Origin of the sequence: Collinsella sp. i06-0019-1H4 (genome assembly GCF_042849575.1) — a bacterium.
Classification (GTDB): domain Bacteria; phylum Actinomycetota; class Coriobacteriia; order Coriobacteriales; family Coriobacteriaceae; genus Collinsella.
In genome coordinates, this window is record NZ_BAABYB010000001.1 from 1,556,982 (window position 1) to 1,579,551 (window position 22,570).

Here is a 22,570-nt window from a genome sequence, read left to right on the forward strand (position 1 = left end):
TCCCGCGTTGCGCTAGCTGCGGAAACGCGGAGCCCGTTCAGGCTGTTGCGTTGAGATTGAAAATCAACCAGAGTTTTTCGAGTGCGTTTCGAGCAATTCCCACCCTTTTCATAGGAGTAAACTTGCCCCACTGCAAACCCTCGAAAGGACCGTCATGAAAGAACTCTCCAATCGCACGGCATCATTCACCGATTCGGTCATCCGCCGCATGACACGCATCTCCAATAAGTACGGTGCCGTCAACCTCTCGCAGGGCTTCCCTGACTTCGATCCCCCGGCGCAGCTGCTCAACAGCCTGAGCACCATCGCCGCCGACCCCAAGCCGCTCTATCACCAGTACTCCATCACCTGGGGCTCCCAGGCCATGCGCGAGGCGCTCGCTGCCAAGCAGGAGCACTTTATGGGCATGCCGGTCGACCCCAACCAGAACATCGTGGTCACCTGTGGCTCCACCGAGGCCATGATGGCCGCCATGATGACGGTTACGAACCCCGGAGACAAGGTCGTCATCTTCTCGCCGTTCTACGAGAACTACGGCGCCGATACCATCCTCTCAGGTGCCGAGCCCATCTACGTGCCGCTCAACCCGCCCACGTTCGAATTCGATCGCGAGGTCCTCGAGGCGGCCTTCCGTGATAACGATCCCAAGGCGATTGTCCTGTGCAACCCTTCCAACCCTTGCGGCAAGGTCTTTACGCGCGAGGAGCTCACCTTTATCGCCGACCTCTGCAAAAAGTACGACGCCTACTGCATCACCGACGAGGTGTACGAGCACATCGTCTACGCGCCCCACGAGCACGTCTATATGGCCACGCTGCCCGGCATGTTCGAGCGCACTATCAGCTGCAGCTCGCTGTCTAAGACGTACTCCATCACCGGCTGGCGTCTGGGCTACACCATTGCCCCGACCCAGATCACCGAGCGCATCAAGAAGGTCCACGACTTTCTCACCGTGGGTGCCGCCTCTCCCCTGCAGGAAGCCGTCGTCACCGCCCTCAAATTCGACGACAGCTATTACCAGGAGGTCCTCGACCTCTACGCCGCCAAGCGCGACCTGTTCTGCCAGGGACTCGACAGCATCGGTCTTGAGCACAACGTGCCACAGGGCGCCTACTACGTCATGATGGACATCTCTGAGTTTGGATATGATAGCGACCTCAAATTCTGCGAGGACCTCGCGTCTAAGGTGGGCGTGGGCGCCGTACCCGGCTCGAGCTTCTTCCGCGAGCCCGTCAACCATCTGATTCGTTTCCACTTTGCCAAGCGAGACGAGACGCTCAACGCGGCGCTGGAGAACCTCAAGTCGCTACGTGATAAAATCAAGCCGCGCGGGTAAGGACGGCCCGGCAACTAAACTAACCAAAGACGCCTCGCACCGCCCGCCGCGTTGCGAGGCTTCTTTTTATAGCGCTTTCTTAAATGGTTTAGAGCTCTATACTTTAGTCACGGAGCAACTCGTCCCAGAGAGAGGAACACTATGGCAGAGCAGCAGCTTATCGGAGCGCTCGAGGCCGGCGGCACCAAGATGGTCTGCGCCACGGGCTATGCAGACGGTACGGTCCTGGAGCGCGAGCAGATCGCGACCACGACCCCGCAGGAGACCGTTGAGGCTGTCAACGCATGGTTTGCCGACAAGGGCATCGCCGCGCTGGGCATCGGCGCCTTTGGCCCCACCGCAGTCAACCCCGCCTCGCCCCAATACGGCAAGATCCTGGAGACGCCCAAAACGGCATGGCGCTATTTCGACCTGCTGGGCACCATCCAAAACGAGCTCAATATTCCCTGCGGCTACGACACCGATGTCAACGTCGCCTGCCTGGGCGAGGTCACCTTTGGTTGCGCCCAGGGCCTCACGGACGTGGTCTACCTGACCATCGGCACCGGCGTGGGCGCCGGCGTTCTCTCGGGCGGTAAGCTCGTGCACGGCATGATGCATCCCGAGGCCGGCCACATCCTGGTCACGCGTGACCCGCGCGACACCATCGGCGAGCATAGCGCCTGCCCCTTCCACGACAACTGCCTCGAGGGCCTCATCGCCGGTCCCGGCGTTAAAAAGCGTTGGGATGGCAAGAGCGCCGGAGACATGGCCGATGACCCGGAGGCCATGGACCTGCTCGCAGGCTATCTGGCACAGGCGCTCATGACCTACACGCTGTGCTACGCACCGCAAAAGATTATCATCGGCGGCGGCGTGGCCGACCACACCCCCATCGTGCCGCTTGCACGCAAAAAGTGCGCCGAGATGCTCAACGGCTATATCGTCACGCCCGAGGTCAACGACATCGATACCTACATTGTCAATAACAGCCTCGAGGGCAAGCAGGGCATCATGGGCTGCTTGGCCCTGGGCGCGCAGGCGCTCCAGTAAAGGGTGCATCAACGGCGCACGGCGTAGCCAAGCTCGCAAAACGCCCGGACAAAACCGTCACGCCCCGCAGAGGCCCTCAAACGAACAAGGCCGCCTAGGACCAAGCAAAACGTCCTAGGCGGCCTTTTTGGTGTAAATCAGCGACCGTAAGAGATATCGGAGCACGACGCCTGTCGTCGCGCCGCAGCAGTCGATCATCACATCGGTAATCATGCCGGCGCGACCGGGCACAAAAAGCTGGATCGTCTCGTCGATAGAGGGAACAAGCAGCAAGAACACCGCCGTGGGCAGCAACACATCAAACGTGCGCCGGCCTTCGAGGTCAAAGGCGTGCGTCGCCAAGATGCCAAGCACCATGTACTCGGTAAAATGAGCGCACTTGCGCACGACGAAGTTGGTCACCCACTCGTATGGAAGCCCCAGGGCCTGCAAAAAGCCGCGAATGGATTCCATGATCGACAAGCTCAACGAACCAGACCCCGTACCGGGAACCAGCGAATTGCCCCAAATGACGAGCACCATGGCGCAGGCGGCAAGCGCCCATTTTCGATCGAGCTTAACCATGAGGCAATTATGCCTCCGCGCGCAGCGGTGTAAAGCTGGCGGTACCGCCCTCGATAACGCTCAGATAGGCACGGCCCGTGCGCTTGACGGCCGCAGACTGTAGACGGTTGATCTCTTCCTCGAGAATCTGATTGACGCGCTCATGGCGACGGTTTTCCATAACGCCGGCAGCGATAGCCTCGGCGCGCTCGATACCCTCGCGCGAGATACGCGCGGTATCCTCGGGAAGCACGGAGCTGTGGCGGCCGACATAGACGGGAGCAACCGAGACAGGTGAGGCTGCAGGCGTGGGCACCGCCACGGGGGTTGGCTCGGCAGCCTCGGCCATGATCGCCATGGCGGCGGCCCACATGTCCTCGTGGCCCGAATAATCGGCCATGGGGACATCTTCCTCAAGAGAGGCATCGGGGAGACTGTCGGTATCCACGCGATCCTGGGCATCGATAGACGCAGTGATGGCGGCAGGCTCGTCCAGATCGGAGAGATCCACACCCTTGGCATCGGAAATGATGGGCATGCTGGCGAGCTTGGCGTTGTACGGCGCCGCCTCCGCGGCCTGCATTTGGGCCGAAGCGCCCCAAAGCGAGCTTTCGGCGGCTCGGCGAGCGGCAATGGTCTCCTCGTCGACAGCCAGGGGCTCATCGGCAAAGGGGTCGGCGACAGGAGCCACCTGAGCTGCGCTCTGTTGGCCGGTCGAAGCGGCCGCCGCGGCAGAAGTGTACGCAGCCGACGATGCGCCGCTATAGGCGGCATTGTTGGCGGCGTTGGCCACAAGCGCCACGAAGGCTGCGGTGCTACCCGCAGGGGCGGCGTGAGAGCCCGAGACGGCGCGTGCGGCAGCGGCAATGTCATCGCGATTGTAAGAACCGGTCTTTCCACCGTTGGTGAGCTCGTCGATTGCAACCTGGTAGACATCGCGCGAACGCGCGGGATCGCAGCTGACCGGGGAATCGTCATCGAGCATGCTGTCGATCATAGACCAGGCCTCGGCCTCATCCATGGCGTTAGCCGCGCGCGCGATGGTGGGAACGCCATCGTCGGCGTGGCGGCGCTGGAACGCACCGGTCAGGCCAGAAAGAAATGCGGAAGAAGGCTGTGCGGCATTGGCCTGATCGGCCGGGGCCGCAGGCTGAGGTGTCGCTCCCTGCTGCTGCGCGGGAATCGAGGCGGTCTTGAACTCGTTATGGGTCTGGCCAAACTGAGCGGCGCCGCCCACGGCATCGGGCTCAAACAGGTGGCCATCGTGCTCGGCGCGATACTCGGAGATGCCCAGCGAAGCTGCGTAGATGCCCACGCCCGCCACCGCACCAACGGCGAAGGGAACCGCGCCCGCGACAACCGTCTCGTTGACCGACGAGAACGGCAACGTCGCGGCATACATCACCACGGGGGCGGCAAGGCCGATCCCGCAGGAAAGTCCAGCAAGGACTGCTCGTTGTGTTGCATCAGAAGAAGCCATGAGCTCTCCCCATCTTCCAGCACCCAAATCGCATCATTTAGTTGGCTGCGCGAGAGAAGATGAAGCGGGACATGCGTCCCAAAGCAACGGTATATGGTTCGTTTCATCTGCGTTTTCCGTCGCGAAGCTTAAAAGTTATTATGCGAAACCGACCCTCCGATTGCAAGCGATGAGGTCGGATTATGGCTCGAAAACTGCTGCTTGTCGGTCATAAGGTCAAAAAATGTTGCCGAGTGGCGCCGTAAAGAAAGGGCCGGGGCATAAACCCCGGCCCGATTGCCCGTTCTTATGGCGATATAGCGTGCGGCTTTTGGTCTAAAACGTCTGCTCGTAGTCGCTGTGCTTTTTGGCCGAACGCACCAGGAACTCCTGGTTGGTGTTGGTGCCCTTAAGACCCTTAATAAACGACGCCGCCGCGCGCTCGGTGTTGTTCATGCCGGCGAGAATGCGACGCAGGCCGAAGACAAACGGGCGCATCTGCTCGTCGACCAGCAGGTCCTCGTTGCGCGTACCGGAGGCAACGGGGTCGATGGCCGGGAAGATGCGGCGGTCGGCAAGATCGCGGTCGAGCTTGAGCTCCATGTTGCCGGTGCCCTTAAACTCCTCAAAGATGACCTCGTCCATCTTGGAGCCGGTATCGATGAGGGCGGAGGCGAGGATGGTGAGCGAGCCGCCGTTTTCGATATTGCGGGCTGCACCCAGGAAACGCTTGGGCGGATAGAGAGCTGCCGAATCGACGCCGCCCGAAAGGATACGACCCGAGGCGGGTGCCGCCAGGTTGTAGGCGCGGGCAAGACGCGTGATGGAGTCGAGCACCACCACGACATCGCCGCCCAGCTCCACAATGCGCTTGGCGCGTTCGATGACGAGCTCGGCCACGCGGGTGTGGTTCTCGGCAGGCATATCGAAGGTCGAGGCCACGACCTCGCCCTTGATGGAGCGCTGCATATCGGTGACCTCTTCGGGGCGCTCGTCGACGAGCAGGCAAATGAGGTGCACCTCGGGGTTGTTGATCGAGATGGACTGGCAGATCTTCTTAAGGATCGTTGTCTTGCCGGCCTTGGGCGGCGACACGATCAGGCCACGCTGGCCCTTGCCGATCGGCGACACGATATCGATGGCGCGACCGGTGATGGAATCCTTGCCGTGCTCCATGCGCAGCGGCTCGTTGGGATAGACCGGGGTAAGGTCGCCGAACTTGGGGCGGTTGCGGATCTGCTCGGGATCCATGCCGTTAACGGTCGTGATCTTGGCGAGGCCGGCTCGCTTGTCGCCGCCGCGCGAGGGGCGCAGCGAACCCTCGATGACATCACCCGTGCGCAGGCGTGCGGAGCGGATGAGGTAAGCGGGGACGAAGGCGTCTTCGTTGGACTTCATGTAACCGTGAGCATGGATGATGCCGGAGTTGTCCGGGCGAATCTGCAGGATGCCCTTAATGTCGCGGAAGCCCTCGGCCTTCGCGGCGGTCGTGTAGATCTCCTCGACAAGCTCGGCCTTCTTCTTGCCGGTCGTCTCGATCTCGAACTCTTTTGCCTTCTCGCGCAGCTCGGCTACCTTCATGGCCGCAAGCTCCTCGCGCGAAAGCGTGGGCTCGGTGGGGGCGGCGTTGCGCTCCTTGTTGCGCTGTTTGCGGTCGCGCTGACGGCTGCGGCGGTCGTTGTTGCGATCGTCCTTGCGGTCGTTGCGCTCGTCGTTGCGCTTGTGCTGACGGCGGCTGGGGCGGGCGCCCTCTTCGGTCTCGGTGCCTTCGGCAGCCGCGGCTGCGGTTGCATCGGTGCCGGACGGAGCCTCGCCCTCTGCCTTGGCGTCGGCGTTGGCATGGTTGCTGGGTTCGGCGTCGCCCTGCTGCTCGGCACCCTTGGCCCTCGCGGACTTCTTGCGCGTGCGCTTGGGCTTCTCAGTTGCCGGCTGGTCGACGTTCTCGGCCTCGGAAGCGGCATCGGCGTTTGCCTGGGAGGACTTGTCGTCGACGGGCTTGGCCTCAGCCTTGACCTTCGCCTTCGTCGAGCGCTTTGCCGCGGTGCGACGGCTGCGGCCGGGACGGACATCGGCGGGCTCGGCATCGGCAGATGCGGGAGCCTCGGTGGACGGAGCGTCCTGGACCGGGGCATCAACCGTGGCCGTAGGCTCGGCCGTCACCGCTGCGCCCTGGGCAGCAGCTGCTGCGGCAGCGGCTTTCTCGGCCTCAACATACGCCTTGGGCTTGCGGCCGCGACGATGCGGGCGCAGAGCCGGATCAACGACGGGAACCTCGTTGACCTCAGCGTGCACGACGGGCTCAGCGGAGGAAGCGCCCTCCCCTGCCGCAGAACGAGCCGGAGCTTCAGCGACCTCAGGAGTCAGCTGCTCGACGGGCTGCTGCGTCTTGGCTGCCGCACGGCGACGCGTGCGCGGTGCCGGCTTCTCGGCCGACTGTTCGGCAGCAGGAGCCTCGGGGGCGACCGGCGCAGCGAACTCAGTCAATGCCGCGGCCTCGCGCTCGGCAGCGCGACGGCGGGCACGCACAACCTGGGCCTCGCTAATCTGCGCCAGTGCACGGGCCTGCGCGACCTCATCGGAAATGGGGGCCGAAGCATCGGTGGCAACGGGGCGCTTCGCGCGCGTGGTGCGCGTCGTACGACGCTTGGGCTTTTCGGCATCCTCGCCGTCCGCAGCAGGCTTGGCCAAACGACGCGTGCGCTTAGGCTTAGCGGGAGCAGCCTCCTCGCTAGCAACAGGCGTGGTGGGCGTGGCGGCCTTAGGCGCCTCGGGAGCCGAGACCTGCGACGGCGCGGGTACCACGGCCTGGTCCGACGTAAGCGGTGCAGCGGGAGCCGTTTGCGTCGTCGTTATTTCGTTTTCTTGTTGTTGATCAGACACAGTGTTTGCTCAACTTTCTTTTCAAGCCCTGCGATCACATGCTCCCTGCATATACCTTCAGGGCGGCTAAACAGTCTAGCTCCGTCCAAAAAGCGACGGGCATCATTGATCTGTATCGAGATGATTGCGTCAAATACGCAGCGTTAGTGTAACACAACCGCTGCCACCTGCAACTTAGTCATCGGGGACGTTCATAAACGACTAGTCAAAAGGGACACTCTTTACAAAGTTCCGGCGTACACCATCGCCACATCATAAGCTGCGGTGAAATAGTTCCCAAATCCCGGCCGACACCTCTATAGCAGGAACCATTCCACCGCAACTCACAAGAAGAAGGCAGATCAAGCCTCAAGCGTCGAGAAAACGGTACAGCTAAGGGGCAAGGGCATCGGTCCCAAGATCAACACGCCACGAATCACGCCCATCTACTACGTTTGCCCCCGCACCCTGACCGTGCTCATTATTTTTCGAAAGTCGCAGGCCTGCTACCTGCGGTTTTAATATTGCGATTTTCTGCGTGGTCCGGGGAACGCACTTAAACGTAGTAGATGTCCCCGATTCTTGGCAGAAGGTGTTCCGCCGTTCCTCCACGGGACAACAATGATCCGTTTTCCTCCGTCCCCAAAGGGTCATTTTCAAAACCATGACGGTTTACTACGATGAATCGCTCAACCACGACCGCGCAAATACCTGAAAAAATAAAACCCCAGCTAGATGGCTTGCACTTTTCAGTGAAAAGCCCGCGTGGTTGTAATCCCTCGATTCATCGTAGTAAACCGGTATGGTTGTGGTTTAGTAACATTTCCCAACACACCAAAAAGCATCGCCAAACGCAAAAAGCCCGACCTCCGCATAGGAGATCGGGCTTAGAAGGCTCAGTTGAACCAAACCACGCAGTCAAACGACCAGCGCTTACATCTGCTCGGGGGCAGAAACGCCAACGAGGGTAAGCACCAGGGCGAGCGTCACGCGGACGGCGTCGCAGGCGGCCAGACGGGCGCGCGAGAGCTCAGGGTCGACGGGACGGCCCTCGCTCGGCAGAACCTGGCAGGCGGCGTAGAAGCTGTGGAAGTCGCCGGCGAGCTCCTCGGCAAAGTGCGTCAGGCGGAACGGGGCGCGATCGCGAGCGCAGCTGGCAATCAGGTCGGTGAGCTCGTTGAGCTTACGCGACAGGGCGAGCTCGGTCGGGTCGGTCAGCAGCGAGTAATCGACGTTCTCACCGATGGCCTTGGCGGCGACGGCCTTCATGCCCATCTCGTCAGCCTGCTCAGGCGTAACGTCAGCGGCGCGGCGCAGGATGGAGCACACGCGAGCGTGAGCGTACTGCACGTAGTACACCGGGTTGGAGTTGTCGCGCTTCTTGACGGCCTCGATGTCGAAGTCGACCATCTGGTTGGAGCTCTTGGAGATGAGCGTGTAGCGAGCGGCGTCGGAGCCGACCTCGTCGACGAGTTCCTGCAGGGTCACCATGGTGCCCTTGCGCTTGGACATACGGACGGGCTTGCCGTTGCGCAGCAGGTTGACGAGCTGGCCCAGCAGAACCTCAAACTTGCCGGGATAGCCAAGAGCGTCACAGACGCAGCGGACGCGCTCGATGTAGCCGTGGTGGTCGGCGCCCCAGATGTCGATGACGTGGTCGACGCGCTGGAACTTATCCCAGTGATAGGCAACATCGGAGGCGAAGTAGGTGTACTCGCCATCGGACTTGATCAGGACGCGGTCCTTGTCATCGCCCAGGTCGGTGGAACGGAACCACAGGGCGCCGTCCTTGGTGTAGAGGTAGCCCATCTTGTCGAGCTTCTCAAAAGCGCGGTCGACGGCGGAGGTGCCGGCGGTCTCGCCCTCGGTGTCCTTCACGTACAGAGAGCGCTCGGAGAACCAACGATCAAAGTCGCAGTTAACGGCGTGGCAAAGGTCGCGCATGTTGTCGACCATCTTTACGTAGCCGCGCTCGCGGAAGCTCTCCATGCGCTCCTGCGGATCGGCGTTGACCCACTTATCGCCGTCGGTGCGCCAGAACTCGGCAGCCTCGTCGATGATGTAGTCGCCGCCGTAGGAGTCCTTGCCCAGAGTCTCGGCAAAGTTGTCCTGATACGGATGGGTCTCGGGATGCTCGTCGCTCTCGTCGGCAACAAAGGCGTCGCGGTCGGCGATCAGAAGCTTGTGAGCCTCGTCGATATCCACGCCCTGCTTGGCGATGATGTCGGCAAGCTGCATATAGCGCGTGCTGATGGAGTTACCGAAGGTGTTCATCTGAGAGCCGTGGTCGTTGATGTAGAACTCACGCTGGATGTCGTAACCGGCGTGGTCCATCACACGGCAAAGGGAGTCGCCCAGAGCGGCCCAGCGGCCATGACCGATGTGCATGGGGCCGACGGGGTTGGCGGAGACGAACTCGACCTGAGTCTTCAGGCCGCCACCGACGTTGGACTTAGCGAAGTCCATACCCTTCTCGCGGGCCTCGCCAAAGATGGCGTTCTTGACGGCGACGGAGAGGTAGAAGTTGATGAAGCCAGGACCGGCGATCTCGACCTTCTCGATTGCGGGGTCCTTGGGCATATGGGCGACGACGGCCTCGGCGATCTTGCGCGGGGCGCAGTGAGCCAGCTTGGCGGACTTCAGGGCCATGGTGGAGGTCCACTCGCCATGAGAAGTATCAGCCGGTCGCTCGATAGCGCAATCGTCAAGTTCAAATGCGGAAAGGTCGCCGGCCTCCTGGGCCGCAGCAAGCGCAGCGCGTACCAGCTCTTCAATCTTCTCGGGCATAGATCCTCCTTGTGTTAAAGCCCCCGAGCTCTTGGTCACTCGTAGGGCAAAAGCCAGAGTTTGTAGCACTCTATCACAAGCGGTAACTACTGTCGCAGGGTAAAGCTAATAGATATTGCATATGCACAAAAATGACTACCGCTCTTGCGCGGCGGTACAAAGTTGGCGGTTTGCCTGCTGTTTATACACGTTCTAGAAATGCATAAACGTATGAATAAGCCGTTCTATTTATCGAATACTCTTACCTATCGGAGTTGTGTGCTTTTCCTGCATAAAGTGATGGTTTGCGCACGTCAGCGTGGTATTCTTAACATACGTAAATTCGTATAAGTTGGAGGTAGCATGTTCTCAATCGGTCAACACGTCATTCATCCGGGTCAAGGAGTCTGCACCGTCGTCGGCTTTAGGGACGACACACCGCAGCCCATGTTGTTGCTCGAGACCAAACAGGGACATGCGCAGACGATTCTCATGTACCCCGTGGCGCAGGCCGACCGTCTGCATGCCGCTATCTCCCAGCAAGATGCAGAGCACCTGCTGAGCCACTACGATGAGCTGGAGTGCGACACCTTTACCGAGCGCAATAGCTCGCTCGAGGAGACGCACTTTAAGCAGCAGCTCAAGCTGGGCGCGCCCGAGACGGTTCGCGTGGCAAAAACCATGATGCACCGTATTCGCCAGGCCGAGGAAGCAGATAAAAAGCCCAGCTCCTACTACATGCGCGTACTCAAGGAAGCCAAGCGCCGCTCCATCGAGGAGTTCGCCGTGGCCCTGGGCGTCACCGAAGAGGCCGCCGAAGCCCGCCTAGCCCAAGCCGCCCTCAACTAACCTGCCCACGCCAAAACCACCACAAAGGGGACAGGCACCTTTGTGGTGGTTTTTTCGCTCTAGTCGTTCTAGTAGTATTCATTCTTAGCGATACCTACGAGCACAAGGAGTCTTTTATGGCAGAGCTGCTTTCCGCCGGAATCACCCGCGACCGTGCGTTCGAATTGCTCAACGAGCACAACAAGGACCCGTTCCACATCACCCACGGCGAAACGGTCGAGGGCACCATGCGCTACTTTGCGCGCGAGTTCGACCCCGAGAACGAGGAGTTTTGGGGCATCGTCGGTCTGCTGCACGACCTGGATTGGGAGGAACATGAGGACGACCCCATGAACCACACTATCTATGCGGCCGAGATTCTTGAGGGCGAGGGCGCATCGCCTGAGCTCATCCGCGCCATCCAGACGCACACGTCCGATTTCAACTCTTCGCTGCCCAAGCCCGAGCTGCAGATGGAAAAGATCCTGTTTGCCTGCGACGAGCTCACCGGCCTGATCGGTGCTGCCGTGATCATGCGTCCGAGCAAAAGCGTCATGGACTTTACGACTAAGTCGCTCAAGAAAAAGTTCAAGGACAAGCGCTTTGCTGCCGGCTGCTCGCGCGACGTGATTTCGCAGGGCGCCGAGATGCTGGGCTGGGAGCTCCCCGAGCTCTTCGACCGCACCATCGCAGCAATGCAGTCCTTCGCCCCCGACCGCGATACCTTCCAGGCCTAACCGCCCACGCCACCTAAAACCACCACGAAGGGGACAGGCACCTTTGTGGTGGTTTTCGTTTACGAGGGGTTTAGGGGCGGACCTGGCCGGCGCCGCGGAGCTTGTATTTGTAGGTGGTGAGGGCCTCGGCGGCAAAGGGGCCACGGGCGTGGAGCTTTTGGGTCGAGATGCCGATCTCGGCGCCCAGGCCAAACTCGCCGCCGTCGGTAAAGCGCGTGCTGGCGTTGGCATATACGGCCGAGGCATCGACCGCATCCAAGAAGCGCTCGCAGGCGTCCACGTCCTCGGAAATGATGGCCTCGGAATGCATGGTACCGTAGCGGTTGATGTGCGCGATGGCCTCGTCCTCGTTTGCCACGACCTTCACGCTCATCTCGAGCGCCAGGTACTCGCGACCCCAGTCCTTCTCAGTCGCGGCGACGTAGTTGTCGCCCTCGGCAAGCCCAGCGTCGGCGCATGCGGCGCACGTGGCCTCGTCGCCGTGAATCAGTACGCCGTGGTCGTGCAGCACGGCAACGACTGCGGGCAAAAACGCATCGGCCACAGCACGGTCGACCAGCAGCGACTCGGCGGCATTGCACACGCCTACGCGCTGGGTCTTGGCATTAACGATAATGTTGAGCGCCTTATCAAAGTCGGCGGATTCATGCACGTAGATGTGGCAGTTGCCCGTGCCCGTCTCGATCACCGGCACAAGCGACTCGCGCACGCAGCGCTGAATCAGGCCTGAACCGCCGCGCGGAATGAGTACGTCGACGATACCGCGGAGCTTCATGAGCTCGCCGGTGGCCTCGCGGTCGGTGGACTCGATCATCGAGACGGCCTCGCGCGGGAAGCCCTTGGCCTCGAGCGCATCGGCCAGCAGCTCGGCGATCATGGCACACGAGTGATAGGCCAGCGAGCCGCCGCGCAGAATGCAGGCGTTGCCGGTACGGATGCAGATGCCTGCGGCGTCGGCCGTCACGTTGGGGCGCGCCTCGTAGACCATAGCGACCAGGCCCAGCGGCACACTCACACGGGTCAGGTCCACGCCGCTTGCAAGCACGCGGTGGTCGAGCACGCGACCGACGGGATCGGGCAGCTCGGCGAGCTTCTCCAAACCGGCGGCCATGCCCTCGACGCGCTCAGGCGTCAGCAGCAGACGGTCGAGCAGACCGGCCGAAGTGCCCGCATCGCGCGCGGCGGACATATCGAGCTCGTTAGCGGCGACGATGGAGTCGACACCGTTGCGCAGTGCTGCGGCCATGGCGCGCACGACCTCCTGACGCTGCTCATCGCTCGCCGTGGCAAACGAGGCCGACGCTGCCTTGGCGGCAACGGCAAGATCGTGGACATACGTGGCTATATCGACCGACATGGGCGGCCCTTTCTCCTAGAAGTTTGCAACCATGGTAGCCGATTTGCGCATGGCCTCGCCCGTGGCGGTAGAATTGGTCAACCCGAAACACCGCAACGAACGGAAGACTCACATGGCCCTCATCACTTCGTACCACGTCCCCGGCCTTTATGTCGAGGACCACAGCATCGACGTCCCCCTTGACTGGCGCGGCCTGGAGCCGATGCTCCTGGCCGTCGGCAGCACCATGCGCCGCGGCGCTATGCCGGCACCCATCGCCGGCGCGCCCGAGAGTATCAAGCTCTTCTACCGCGTGGTTTGCGCGCCCGACCGCATCAACGACGATCTGCCGCTGCTCCTGTTTTTGCAGGGCGGCCCCGGCGGCGAGAGCCCGCGTCCGCTGTCGCCCACAAGCGACGGCTGGATCGAGGAGGCCGTCAAGCACTTCCGCGTCGTCCTGCCCGACCAGCGCGGAACCGGGCGCAGTAGCTGTGTAGACGGGCGCACGATTGCCGCACTGGGCGAGCGCGCGACGGCGGCCGGCTCCGATGCCGCACACTCGCAGGCGGACTTCCTCAAGCGCCACCTCGCCAGCTCCATCGTGCGCGATTTTGAGTACCTGCGCCTAGTGGGCTTTGGCGGCAAGCCGTGGGTCACGCTCGGCCAAAGCTACGGCGGCTTTTTGACGCTGAGCTATCTGTCGCTCTTCCCCGAGGGCGTGGCGGCGAGCTTTACCTGCGGCGGAATCCCCCACGTGCCGGCGAGCGCAAGCGAGGTCTACGCGCACACCTTCCCGCGCATGGCCGCCAAGACGCAGCAGTATTATGGCCGCTACCCCGCTGACGTCGAGCGCGTGGCAGCCCTGGCCGATGCGCTCGAGGCCCAGAAGCCCGTGCTGCCCGACGGCTCGCCGATGACGGTCGAGCGCCTACAGCTCATGGGCAGCGACTTTGGCATGAAGCCGAGCTTTGAGCGTATGCATTGGATTATCGATCACGCTTTTGTTGACGGCGACGGCACGCTGACCTGCGGCGCCTCGGTATCCGACAGCTTTTTGATGCGCGCCTTCGAGCGCACCAACACGCGCACGAATCCGCTGTACTGGACGCTGCAGGAGTTCATATACGCCGACGGCGACACTATGCCCATTGGTTGGGCCGCGGCCGAAGAGAAGGCACACCGCGCCGAGTTCGACACCCTCGCGCGCCCGCTCATGTTTACCGGCGAGGCCATGTTCCCGTGGATGTTCGAGCAGATGCCCGAGCTTAAGCCGTTTAAGCCCGCCATGGACCTGCTGATGGAAGACACCAGCTGGGACAAGATCTACGACCCGCAACGCCTAGCCTGCAACGAGGTGCCCCTGCAGGCCGCGGTGTATTTCGACGACATGTACGTCGATTCGGGCATGCAGCTCGATACGCTCAGCCGCGTGGGCAACTCGCATGCCTGGGTAACCAACGAGTTCGAGCACGACGGCCTGCACGGCAGCGTGGTGTTCAAGCACCTCTTCGACGAAGCCCTCAACCGCGGAGACCTGCGCCAGATCTTCTAGAAAAGGAGTGTCCCCGCCTGCCGGCACAAAGGGAACGTCCCCAAGTGCCGGCACGAGAAAGACAGCGCTGTGGGAAACGATCCGCAGCGTTGTCTTTCTTTATGCAAATACGATCAAGTTATCCCTGTGTATCGCCGGCTTCTCGGCCAGGTTAGCGAGCAGGCGGTTGCTGGCGATCTGGTCCTGGCGGCGGCCGGCAGCAAGCTCCAGCACGTCCGAATCGGCCTCGGCAATACCGCGGGCGACGACCATACCGCTCGGGTCGCACACATCGAGCACGTCGCCCTCGGCAAACTGGCCATCGACCTCGCGAATACCCACCGCAAGCAGGGAAGAGCCACGGCTGACCAGCGCCTTCGCAGCACCATCATCAACCGTCACCGACCCATGCGCCTTGTCGCCCAGCGCGATCCACAGCTTGCGGGGCGCGATGTCCAGACGCTCCGCCGGCGGATCGAACAGCGTGCCCACGCTCTCGCCGCGGGCGAGGCGCACGAGCGCATCGGGCTCCTCGCCCGAGCAAATCACGCTCTGAATGCCCGCCGTCATCAGGATGCGGCTCGCGCGGATCTTGGTAATCATGCCGCCCGTGCCCACCGATGTGGAAGAATCGCCCGCCGAGGCGATAATCTTGGCATCGATCTTATGCACGACAGGAACAAACTCGGCCGTGGGGTCCTCATGCGGATTGGCAGTATAGAGACCATCGATGTCCGAGAGCGTCACGCACAGATCGGCAGATACCAGGCAGCTCACGAGCGCCGCCAGTGTGTCGTTGTCGCCAAACTTGATCTCGTCGACGGTAACGGTGTCGTTCTCGTTGACGACCGGCACCACGCCCAGCTCCACCAGACGCAGCAGGGCGTCGCGCGCGTGCAGGTAGGACGTGCGACGCGCCGTGTCGTGACGCGTGAGCAGCACGAGCGAGGTGAGCAGGTCGCGCGCATGGAACTCCTCGTCGTAGGCCGACGAGATGATGCACTGACCAGCCGAGGCGCAGGCCTGCAGGCTCGGAAGGTCGCCGACCGGCTTGCGGTCGAAGCCCAACACGGGATAGCCACAGGCAATAGCGCCCGAGCTCACCACGACCAGACGCCAGCCGAGCTTGCGCAGCGCTGCGGCTTGATCGGCAAGTCCGCCGATAAAGGCGCGGTTGACCTTGCCATCGGCGCCCACCACCGTGGACGAACCGATCTTTACCACCATCGTTTTATAAGAAGTCGTCATACGTCAAACCAATCAACTGTTCAGCGAACGGCCGAGCTGGCGGCCAAGGGAGCGTGACTCGCCCCTACCGCCCAAGGAATCATTTTGCCCAGGGGAAAGCCGAGGCCGCGGCCATGTTCTTGCGCACGAGCTCGTCGCGCACCTGGGCCAGGCCCTGTTCCATACCCACCACGTAGGTCTGCGGATACAGGAAGCGCTTGAAAGCCGCATCCAGATGATCGAGCGCCCAAGCACAGCGCTCGCGCGCGTCCTTGATGCTCTCACGCGGAACCACCGCACTGCCATCGCGCACGATCGGCACCAGCAGCTCGCGATACTCAAGCTCCGACACATCGGTCACCAGGGCGGCATCGTTCACGGCCACGAGGGTATTGCCGCGCGCGGCGCCCTCCCCCGCCAGATGGTCCTCGTCATAGATCATGTCGCAGACCGGTCCACCAAAGCCGTCGTAATAGCGGCGCACACGCTGCACGCCCGGGATCGTGCGCTTGTAGGGCTGCTCGGAGAGCTTGACCACCGGCGTCCACGGGTCGGCCTCGCTCGCACGGCGGGCGGAAAGCTTGTACACGCCGCCCAGCGCCGGTTGGTCGTAGCAGGTCGCGAGCTTGGTGCCCACGCCAAAGCTATCGATGGGCGCGCCCTGGTCGAGCAGCGACTGAATCGTGTACTCGTCAAGATCGTTGGAAACCGAGATCCCCACATAGGGCAGGCCCTCGGCATCAAAACGGCCGCGAACATACTTGGAGAGCTTGGCGAGGTCGCCGGAGTCGATGCGAATGGCCGACAGGCGCTCGCCCACCGCTTCCATCTCCTTGGCAACCGTAATGGCATGTTCACAGCCCTCGCGCACATCGTAGGTGTCGATAAGCAGCGTACAGTTCTTGGGGCTCGATTTGGCAAAGGCACGGAAGGCCTCGAGCTCAGAATCAAAGCTCATCACCCAGCTGTGCGCATGCGTGCCAAAGACGGGAATACCGTAGCGGCGGCCGGCGAGCACATTGGACGTAGAGGAGCAGCCGGCAACGTAGCTCGCGCGCGCAACGGCCAGGCCGCCATCGGGACCCTGGGCTCGGCGCAGGCCAAACTCCGCCACGGGGCGACCGTCGGCGGCGAGCACCACGCGCGCCGTCTTGGTGGCGACAAGCGTCTGGAACCCGACGATGTTGAGCAGCGCCGTCTCGAGCAGCTGGCACTCCAGCGCGGGGCCGGTGACGCGCACCATGGGCTCACGCGGAAAGACGAGCTCGCCCTCGGGCACGGCGTCGATGTTTACATGCGCGCGAAAATCGCGCAGGTAGTCGAGGAATCCGGGCTTGAACATCGCACCGCCGGCCGGGGCCTCAAGCGATGCGAGGTAGTCGATATCCTCGGGCGTAAAGCGCAGGTTCTCGACCAGCTCGGGCAGCTCGGCGGTGCCGCACATGACGGCATAGGCGCTGCCAAAGGGATGGTCGCGGTAAAACGCGGTAAAACAACCCTGCTCGTTGGCCTTGCCGCTCTCCCACAGGCCCTGGGCCATAGTGAGCTCGTACAGATCGGTGAGCATTGCAATGTCGGTGGGATGCGAGATGTCGGTCAAAGCCATGGGGCGACCTTTCGGATGCGTGGTACAGAATTTGAGGGTTGGACGAGGCGGACGTGCGGGCATGGAGCCCGGCGCGAACAGGTTAGTGCAGGCCCATGCTGCCGGTGATCGTGTAGACCATAAAGACGATAAACGCGATGAGGGCGAGCACGATGATGATTTTTTGAGCCGGAGCCATGCCGGGAATCTCGCCCTCGGCTGTAGGCTCCTTGGAGGTGACCATGCGCTGGGCAAAGGTCATCTCGTCACGACTCGGCTTGGGCTCGGCGGGCTTGGGATGAGCCACCTTTTTAGGTTGAGGTTTGGGTGCGGCAGGCGCAGGCTTCGCAGTGGCGGGCTTGGGCGCGGGCGCGGGCTTGCGCTCGGATGCGGCCTTGGCAGCGGCCTCATCGGCCTTCGCACGCTCGGCGCGCAGGGCGACCAGCTCCTCACGCTCGCGACGAGCCTTTTCCTGCTCCTCGCGGCGGGCCTTCTCGGCGCGGAGCTCTTCCAACTCGGCGCGCTCCTCGTCAGACAATGGTTGGGACTCAAGCTCGGCCATAGTGCAGCCCTTTCTTTTAAAAAAAGCCGCCGACACAATGTCAGCGGCTTATCAAATCCAAGGGTGGAGCCTCAGAAAACCTTTGCGAACCCTACGATAGCCGCGAACGGGCGCGAAATCAAAGTCTCCACTAACTGGTTTTGCATAATAACACTGTTTAGCTCGAAAAAAAGTTAGCAAAATTCAATATGAGCTTGCCTTATTATGGGGTATACCCTATAATAATAGACGTAAGAAAGAAAGGAGGTGGTTCAAATGGATGACAAAATATGGGACTTAACGATTGCTGTCATAAGCGTGCTACTGGCAAAGGCGCTGGATGAAGGAATCGAAGCCCTAAAGAAAAAGACCTCTCGTAAGCCCGGAAAGCACACAAAGAGGTCAAGGTAGGGCAAGGGGCGCCGCTTCGGCGGTGCCCCGCTAGCCAGAATCATCTTACATCAGGAGTGCAGCGATGAAAACAGGCATTGTAGTTTTTGTCATCTCGTTTATCTCGTTTCGCATCTGGCGCAAGGCCAGAGAAAAGCGCGGTGAATAAAATGGCAACCGAAGCGCAAAGACGCGCAACATCCTCTTACCGCAAAAGGTCGGTGAAACAGCTAGTCATACGCTTTTACCCTAACGAGGATGACGAGAGTATATATAAATGGCTCAAGGAGCAGAACAATACAACCGAGTACATCAAGAGCTTGATTCGAGATGACATGAACCGTTAGAGACTTGTTGCAATGTCCCCTAAACGCAAAATGCCCGCACCCCATTACAGGGCGCGGGCATTTTAGTTAAAGAAGCTCGTTTACTCGTTTTTGCACAGCATTAAAGTTAGCGCCAAGTCGGGCCTTGCGCTCGTCACCGTTACCGTACTCGCCGCGAATGACGGCGCGTGCAAGAGCGTCGATGTCTACGGCCTTGGCGCGGGAATTGACCACGGCTTGCACCTCGTCATAGCGGATGCCAAGAATTGCCTTGCGTGTCTCACCGTTGCCGAGCTTACCGTTGAGCACATCCGTTGCAAGATCGTCGGCGCTTGCGGTGGCCGCGCGATTAATGAGGTCTTGCACCTCGTTGAATCGAGCGCCCAGCTTGGCCTTGCGCTCGTCACCGTTGCCGTACTCCCCTCGCATTACGCCTGCCGCAAGGTCGACGGTGCTACCACTATTCTTATTGTCAGTCGCATCCGGCGCACTGTAAGTACTGGGTTTCGCATAACGCGACCAAGCGGCAGCGTCCATGAAGGCAATATCAAGATCGAGGTTGCCGTTGTACCCAGATAGCCTACCGTGCGAAGAATACTGGTGCATCACGCAGGTATTCCAAGCACCAAAGCCGCCATCCGGAAGCCATGGCGAATCCTGGTATCCAGTCTGATTCTCGTTGGCATACTGGGCAACCCAGAGGGCGTGGTTAGGCGCAATCTTAGACCAATCTTCCTCTTTGGTGAGATTGCGGTAGGTATACAAGAGACACCTCACGCCAGTAAGCGCATAGATACGATCAAGGAATTTCTTGGCACCGTCTGTGCCGATCCTGCCGCCGTCCTCATAATCGAGCACGGGAATACCCTTGCCGAAATAGTTTTTACAGTTCTGATAGAAGTGATCCGCCTGCTTGACAGGATCATCCATATTCATGAAATGGTAGAAGCCCCAGAGCTTACCCGCTTTGATAGCCTTTTGCACAAACGCGTCACAAAACGTATTGACGTAATTGGTGCCCTGGGTTCCTTTAATGATGACAAAATCGTATTCGATTGAATCGAGATTAAGGTTTTTTTGCCAGTCTGCGATATCGATGCCATTCATGGTCATCTGCATCACCTCTTAATTGCATTGAATTGTGTGAAAGAAACGGCGTTAAGCTCGTCGGTTGTCCATGCATGGATTGAATTGGTGCCGTCATCAGGGTCGCGGAGCGCATAGGTACCGTCGGCGTTCTCACGCCAAATCATCACGACGTGCGAGCCGTAAGAGCGCTCGCCAAGGGTTCCGGTAACGCCTGCGAAGACGATCCAGCCGTCATCGACGGCCTTGAGTGCTTCGCCCGTGCCCCAAAACGTGTCACGGGTTTCGAAATGATAGGTCTTCGCTAGATAGGTGCTGAACTTGGCCATGTCGTTAACCCGGTCGGTCAGGCAGCTTTCGCCGACGAAAGCTGCCAGCAGGTCGGGTGTGACCTCGCGACCGTTGAGGTAGCTCAGCGCCATTGCCGCCGCCGTCAGGCCGCAGCCGTATGTGCCTATGGTTTCGTCCGAGTAAGCGGCATCAGCCCATTGAGGGTCTTGTTGCAAGAAGAGCGGCATATAGCCGCTCTTCGCACTCGTCTTTTTTTCATAAACAGGCAAAGCCGCTGTATAACCGTCGCTATAGCCTTGGTTATATGCTTTTCCAAATGCTGCCGTATCTCTGCCAACGTGGTCGGCAGTCAAAACGAACCATAAGCCCATGCCTACCGCGAAGCCCAGCATAAGCGCAACAGCAAGCCTGAGACTAGCCGCGCTTCGCGACTTCATCGGCAATCGCCTTCGTAATATCATCGGTGTCAACGTTGGCGTGCTCGAAAATCTTCATGATGGGCGTATCGGCAAGCTCTGGATAAGCCTGCTTGAGGTTTTCGAGGATAGAAGCGAACTCCATGCCGATGATTGCGCCGCAAACGACATAGATGGTAATGCCACCGAAATTCAGTCCAACGATATGCGAGCTTAGAATCTCGATACATATAACTAACATGATGATAAGAGAAAGTGTTGCCTTATGACATAGGCCGCGACGCATCGTCGAAGACTTAAAACTACAGTTGAAAATTGCCTGGGCGATGCCTGTAACCATGTCGAAAAGCATCATCAGGAATGCGCCGCCGATTGCCCAGACCTGCGGCTCCGTGAACGTGTAGATAGCTTCCATTATTTCTCCTTTGCATTGTCATCGATCATCTTCTGCACAGCGGCACGCCAGAGCTTGGGTACGCTCTCGACGGTGCGCTTGCCGTCCATGACGGCTTCGTAGTAGATCTTCGCCATCGCTACTCACCGCCCACAATGTCGCCGATTTCGAGCAGGGCGGCATTGGTGTCCTCAAGCGCCGCGCGTGTCTGCTTGAGCTGCGCAATGATGCTGTCAATGCGCTCGGTATCCGTAAGCCCGTCATCCTCGTGCGCGTCCCATAGCTCGTTGAACGCTGCCGTCACCTCTTCAATAGACGGTGTGCCGACTGCCACAAAATGCAGCTCGTCCGCTCGCCAAAACTCGATTGCTTTTTCGGTATCCGCGCTGTTGTCCGCAACGTCCTTCTCGATGTTTCGACGAAGCCAAACATCGGAGGTCACGCCGCCCGGTCTTACTTCCACCGTCACCGCGTCAAGCGGCGTTGCGCTGCACGTCATAGTGCTCATGTGCTCCCCTTTCCGCCGCGCTTATTTGTGCGCGGGCTTTTTTGAAAACCTTGTTGAATCCGTTGTCGCGCCAAACGTCGGCGCAATCCGCGTGCTTGAACCAGCCGCCGTAACTGGTAGCCCTTCGCGCCCGTTTGAGCGTTGGCGAACGCCTGTATCTTCGAAGCGACCTGCACGCTCGCAGGAAAAGCGAACCGCGAAGCGTGGTACGGTTCTTTCGCACCGTGTATCCCACAACATCGACCGGCTCTTCGTTGCTGACGCGGCTTATCTTCCACGGCTTGACAGTAAGTCCGAACTTTTTGTGCAGCAGCCTTTGGAGCTGCCTTGCCGCGCTCCGCAAGTTGCGCTTGTCGGGACTGAATAAATAGATGTCATCTGCGTACCAGAGCTGGTGCGTGATCAGCGGAACGCTAGCGCCGCGCCTTACTTTGCGCATGCTCTCGACCTCGTGATAGCCGAACGACAACACCAGCTGCGCCATTCGCAGGCTGAAATAGCTTCCGATTTCCAGACCGCCGCCATAAGTGGCCAGCAGCGATTCGGCGATATAGAGCACATCGGGGCTTCGCACGTAGCGGCGAAGAAGCATCATCACCACATCTGCCTTGATGGATGGATAGCACTTGCGCACGTCCATATGCACGTAGTAACCGCCTTCTTGCGACCACCTGCGCACGGCATGAGCCGCCATGAGCTGACCTTTGCCTGGGACGCTAGAAACCTGCCAGAAGCCAACCTTCGCATCGAGCAGGCGCGACATTGCGGCAACGGCCACATAGTCGCAAACCTGCTGCTTCACGCTCTCAACGCCGATGATGCGCAGCTTGCCGTTCGTGGGCTCGCGATGCCGGTAGCGCTTTATCGGTCGAAACGTAAGCGAGCGCGTTTCGACCTCGCGCACGATCTCCGCGATTAGCGCCGAAGCGCTGCCGTGCTCTTGCGGCACGCGCCAGGCGTTTTTCTTCCCAGCCTTTGAATCGAGCCAAGATTCGTAGGCGGAAACAACAAGGGCTTCGTTTATCCGAAGCCCCTTGCAATAACTCTTCAATTGTTTTTGACCTTTGCTCTCTGGATGTCGTACGAGCGGTCGCGTCTCCGTTACTAGCCCGCTGGTCTTAAGACTGATTTCACTTAGTTAAGCCAGGTTGCCCCCGCTCGCCACCAGCGGCGGCGGGTAGTCGCGGCGGAAATAAAAATAGATAGCTGGTTGTTTGAGATAGTCACCCAGGTAGGCGCGAGCCGATGTTCCACCTAGCATTGCCGGTGCCGTTGTTGCCGTTGACGTACCAAAGGCCAGCATTGCCCCTGTTCCTCAAGTTGCCAAGGGAAAGCCAAGAGAACATGACAGCCCACGCGCCGCGAATCCCTGCTTGTTT

General features: G+C 60.4%; 21 protein-coding genes. 6 read left to right on the forward strand and 15 right to left on the reverse strand.

Annotated features, from left to right (window positions below):
* Positions 1–154: 154 nt before the first annotated feature.
* Positions 155–1,336: a pyridoxal phosphate-dependent aminotransferase gene (locus ACGHEN_RS06840; RefSeq protein ID WP_390398322.1), complete on the forward strand. Its 1,182-nt coding sequence runs from the start codon at positions 155–157 to the stop codon at positions 1,334–1,336.
* A gap of 141 nt (positions 1,337–1,477) precedes the next feature.
* Positions 1,478–2,368 (forward strand): ROK family protein, encoded by an 891-nt coding sequence (locus ACGHEN_RS06845; protein WP_022094812.1) that lies wholly within the window; start codon positions 1,478–1,480, stop codon positions 2,366–2,368.
* Between the two features lie 114 nt (positions 2,369–2,482).
* On the opposite strand, the gene ACGHEN_RS06850 is transcribed toward ACGHEN_RS06845, so the two are convergent.
* From ACGHEN_RS06850 to argS, 4 genes are all read right to left on the reverse strand, one after another.
* Positions 2,483–2,932, reverse strand: a complete 450-nt coding sequence (locus ACGHEN_RS06850; RefSeq protein WP_118079683.1) for a VanZ family protein — start codon at positions 2,930–2,932, stop codon at positions 2,483–2,485.
* A 7-nt stretch (positions 2,933–2,939) separates the two neighbouring features.
* Complete coding sequence (locus ACGHEN_RS06855; protein ID WP_373204332.1) at positions 2,940–4,391, reverse strand: hypothetical protein; 1,452 nt, start codon at positions 4,389–4,391, stop codon at positions 2,940–2,942.
* 315 nt (positions 4,392–4,706) lie between these two features.
* Positions 4,707–7,250, reverse strand: a complete 2,544-nt coding sequence (rho, locus tag ACGHEN_RS06860) for a transcription termination factor Rho (protein ID WP_390398325.1) — start codon at positions 7,248–7,250, stop codon at positions 4,707–4,709.
* A gap of 912 nt (positions 7,251–8,162) precedes the next feature.
* Positions 8,163–10,016 carry an arginine--tRNA ligase gene (gene argS / locus ACGHEN_RS06865; protein ID WP_390398326.1) on the reverse strand — a complete coding sequence of 618 codons (1,854 nt, stop codon included), beginning with the start codon at positions 10,014–10,016 and terminating at the stop codon, positions 8,163–8,165.
* Between the two features lie 342 nt (positions 10,017–10,358).
* Here argS and ACGHEN_RS06870 point away from each other — a divergent pair, with 342 nt between their 5' ends.
* On the forward strand, positions 10,359–10,844 hold the full coding sequence (locus ACGHEN_RS06870; protein ID WP_006235480.1) for a CarD family transcriptional regulator: 486 nt from the start codon (positions 10,359–10,361) through the stop codon (positions 10,842–10,844).
* Between the two features lie 116 nt (positions 10,845–10,960).
* Positions 10,961–11,560 (forward strand): HD domain-containing protein, encoded by a 600-nt coding sequence (locus tag ACGHEN_RS06875; RefSeq protein ID WP_390398328.1) that lies wholly within the window; start codon positions 10,961–10,963, stop codon positions 11,558–11,560.
* 70 nt (positions 11,561–11,630) lie between these two features.
* Here ACGHEN_RS06875 and ACGHEN_RS06880 read toward each other — a convergent pair whose 3' ends face one another.
* Positions 11,631–12,917, reverse strand: a complete 1,287-nt coding sequence (locus tag ACGHEN_RS06880) for a glutamate-5-semialdehyde dehydrogenase (protein ID WP_390398329.1) — start codon at positions 12,915–12,917, stop codon at positions 11,631–11,633.
* 112 nt (positions 12,918–13,029) lie between these two features.
* Between ACGHEN_RS06880 and ACGHEN_RS06885 the strand changes: the two genes are divergently transcribed.
* Complete coding sequence (locus tag ACGHEN_RS06885; protein ID WP_390398331.1) at positions 13,030–14,448, forward strand: alpha/beta fold hydrolase; 1,419 nt, start codon at positions 13,030–13,032, stop codon at positions 14,446–14,448.
* A gap of 99 nt (positions 14,449–14,547) precedes the next feature.
* Here ACGHEN_RS06885 and proB read toward each other — a convergent pair whose 3' ends face one another.
* From proB to ACGHEN_RS06900, 3 genes are all read right to left on the reverse strand, one after another.
* Positions 14,548–15,675, reverse strand: coding sequence for a glutamate 5-kinase (gene proB / locus ACGHEN_RS06890; RefSeq protein WP_035137237.1), 1,128 nt, complete (start codon positions 15,673–15,675; stop codon positions 14,548–14,550).
* Positions 15,676–15,754: 79 nt separating this feature from the next.
* On the reverse strand, positions 15,755–17,260 hold the full coding sequence (locus tag ACGHEN_RS06895; RefSeq protein ID WP_390398332.1) for a nicotinate phosphoribosyltransferase: 1,506 nt from the start codon (positions 17,258–17,260) through the stop codon (positions 15,755–15,757).
* Positions 17,261–17,342: 82 nt separating this feature from the next.
* Positions 17,343–17,801: a hypothetical protein gene (locus ACGHEN_RS06900; RefSeq protein ID WP_390398333.1), complete on the reverse strand. Its 459-nt coding sequence runs from the start codon at positions 17,799–17,801 to the stop codon at positions 17,343–17,345.
* Positions 17,802–18,056: 255 nt separating this feature from the next.
* On the opposite strand from ACGHEN_RS06900, the gene ACGHEN_RS06905 reads away from it, so the two are divergent.
* On the forward strand, positions 18,057–18,191 hold the full coding sequence (locus ACGHEN_RS06905; RefSeq protein WP_255413552.1) for a hypothetical protein: 135 nt from the start codon (positions 18,057–18,059) through the stop codon (positions 18,189–18,191).
* 392 nt (positions 18,192–18,583) lie between these two features.
* Here the strand turns inward: ACGHEN_RS06905 and ACGHEN_RS06910 are convergent, their stop codons facing one another.
* The 7 genes from ACGHEN_RS06910 to ACGHEN_RS06940 form a co-directional block, all read right to left on the reverse strand.
* Positions 18,584–19,609 carry a GH25 family lysozyme gene (locus ACGHEN_RS06910; protein ID WP_390398335.1) on the reverse strand — a complete coding sequence of 342 codons (1,026 nt, stop codon included), beginning with the start codon at positions 19,607–19,609 and terminating at the stop codon, positions 18,584–18,586.
* 5 nt (positions 19,610–19,614) lie between these two features.
* Complete coding sequence (locus ACGHEN_RS06915) at positions 19,615–20,310, reverse strand: C39 family peptidase (protein WP_390398338.1); 696 nt, start codon at positions 20,308–20,310, stop codon at positions 19,615–19,617.
* The gene (locus tag ACGHEN_RS06920; protein WP_390398340.1) at positions 20,288–20,704 is read right to left on the reverse strand and encodes a phage holin family protein; all 417 of its coding nucleotides are present in this window, start codon (positions 20,702–20,704) and stop codon (positions 20,288–20,290) included. Before ACGHEN_RS06920 ends, ACGHEN_RS06915 begins: the two co-directional genes overlap by 23 nt.
* Positions 20,704–20,820, reverse strand: a complete 117-nt coding sequence (locus tag ACGHEN_RS06925) for a CD1375 family protein (RefSeq protein WP_343006890.1) — start codon at positions 20,818–20,820, stop codon at positions 20,704–20,706. The genes ACGHEN_RS06920 and ACGHEN_RS06925 overlap by 1 nt, the downstream gene beginning before the upstream one ends.
* A gap of 2 nt (positions 20,821–20,822) precedes the next feature.
* On the reverse strand, positions 20,823–21,191 hold the full coding sequence (locus tag ACGHEN_RS06930; protein WP_390398343.1) for a hypothetical protein: 369 nt from the start codon (positions 21,189–21,191) through the stop codon (positions 20,823–20,825).
* On the reverse strand, positions 21,157–22,095 hold the full coding sequence (locus ACGHEN_RS06935) for an RNA-directed DNA polymerase (protein WP_390398345.1): 939 nt from the start codon (positions 22,093–22,095) through the stop codon (positions 21,157–21,159). The genes ACGHEN_RS06930 and ACGHEN_RS06935 overlap by 35 nt, the downstream gene beginning before the upstream one ends.
* Before the next feature lie 234 nt (positions 22,096–22,329).
* Positions 22,330–22,494 carry a hypothetical protein gene (locus ACGHEN_RS06940; RefSeq protein ID WP_390398347.1) on the reverse strand — a complete coding sequence of 55 codons (165 nt, stop codon included), beginning with the start codon at positions 22,492–22,494 and terminating at the stop codon, positions 22,330–22,332.
* Positions 22,495–22,570 lie beyond the last annotated feature (76 nt).

Coding starts and splice junctions, on each gene's coding strand:
- ACGHEN_RS06915 (WP_390398338.1), bottom strand. CDS start 20,310: ATGAAGTCGCGAAGCGCGGCTAGTCTCAGGCTTGCTGTTGCGCTTATG.
- ACGHEN_RS06845 (WP_022094812.1), top strand. CDS start 1,478: ATGGCAGAGCAGCAGCTTATCGGAGCGCTCGAGGCCGGCGGCACCAAG.
- ACGHEN_RS06840 (WP_390398322.1), top strand. CDS start 155: ATGAAAGAACTCTCCAATCGCACGGCATCATTCACCGATTCGGTCATC.
- ACGHEN_RS06870 (WP_006235480.1), top strand. CDS start 10,359: ATGTTCTCAATCGGTCAACACGTCATTCATCCGGGTCAAGGAGTCTGC.
- proB (WP_035137237.1), bottom strand. CDS start 15,675: ATGACGACTTCTTATAAAACGATGGTGGTAAAGATCGGTTCGTCCACG.
- ACGHEN_RS06910 (WP_390398335.1), bottom strand. CDS start 19,609: ATGACCATGAATGGCATCGATATCGCAGACTGGCAAAAAAACCTTAAT.
- argS (WP_390398326.1), bottom strand. CDS start 10,016: ATGCCCGAGAAGATTGAAGAGCTGGTACGCGCTGCGCTTGCTGCGGCC.
- ACGHEN_RS06875 (WP_390398328.1), top strand. CDS start 10,961: ATGGCAGAGCTGCTTTCCGCCGGAATCACCCGCGACCGTGCGTTCGAA.
- ACGHEN_RS06855 (WP_373204332.1), bottom strand. CDS start 4,391: ATGGCTTCTTCTGATGCAACACAACGAGCAGTCCTTGCTGGACTTTCC.
- ACGHEN_RS06920 (WP_390398340.1), bottom strand. CDS start 20,704: ATGGAAGCTATCTACACGTTCACGGAGCCGCAGGTCTGGGCAATCGGC.
- ACGHEN_RS06850 (WP_118079683.1), bottom strand. CDS start 2,932: ATGGTTAAGCTCGATCGAAAATGGGCGCTTGCCGCCTGCGCCATGGTG.
- ACGHEN_RS06925 (WP_343006890.1), bottom strand. CDS start 20,820: ATGGCGAAGATCTACTACGAAGCCGTCATGGACGGCAAGCGCACCGTC.
- ACGHEN_RS06900 (WP_390398333.1), bottom strand. CDS start 17,801: ATGGCCGAGCTTGAGTCCCAACCATTGTCTGACGAGGAGCGCGCCGAG.
- ACGHEN_RS06895 (WP_390398332.1), bottom strand. CDS start 17,260: ATGGCTTTGACCGACATCTCGCATCCCACCGACATTGCAATGCTCACC.
- ACGHEN_RS06930 (WP_390398343.1), bottom strand. CDS start 21,191: ATGAGCACTATGACGTGCAGCGCAACGCCGCTTGACGCGGTGACGGTG.
- ACGHEN_RS06880 (WP_390398329.1), bottom strand. CDS start 12,917: ATGTCGGTCGATATAGCCACGTATGTCCACGATCTTGCCGTTGCCGCC.
- ACGHEN_RS06885 (WP_390398331.1), top strand. CDS start 13,030: ATGGCCCTCATCACTTCGTACCACGTCCCCGGCCTTTATGTCGAGGAC.
- ACGHEN_RS06905 (WP_255413552.1), top strand. CDS start 18,057: ATGGATGACAAAATATGGGACTTAACGATTGCTGTCATAAGCGTGCTA.
- ACGHEN_RS06940 (WP_390398347.1), bottom strand. CDS start 22,494: ATGCTGGCCTTTGGTACGTCAACGGCAACAACGGCACCGGCAATGCTA.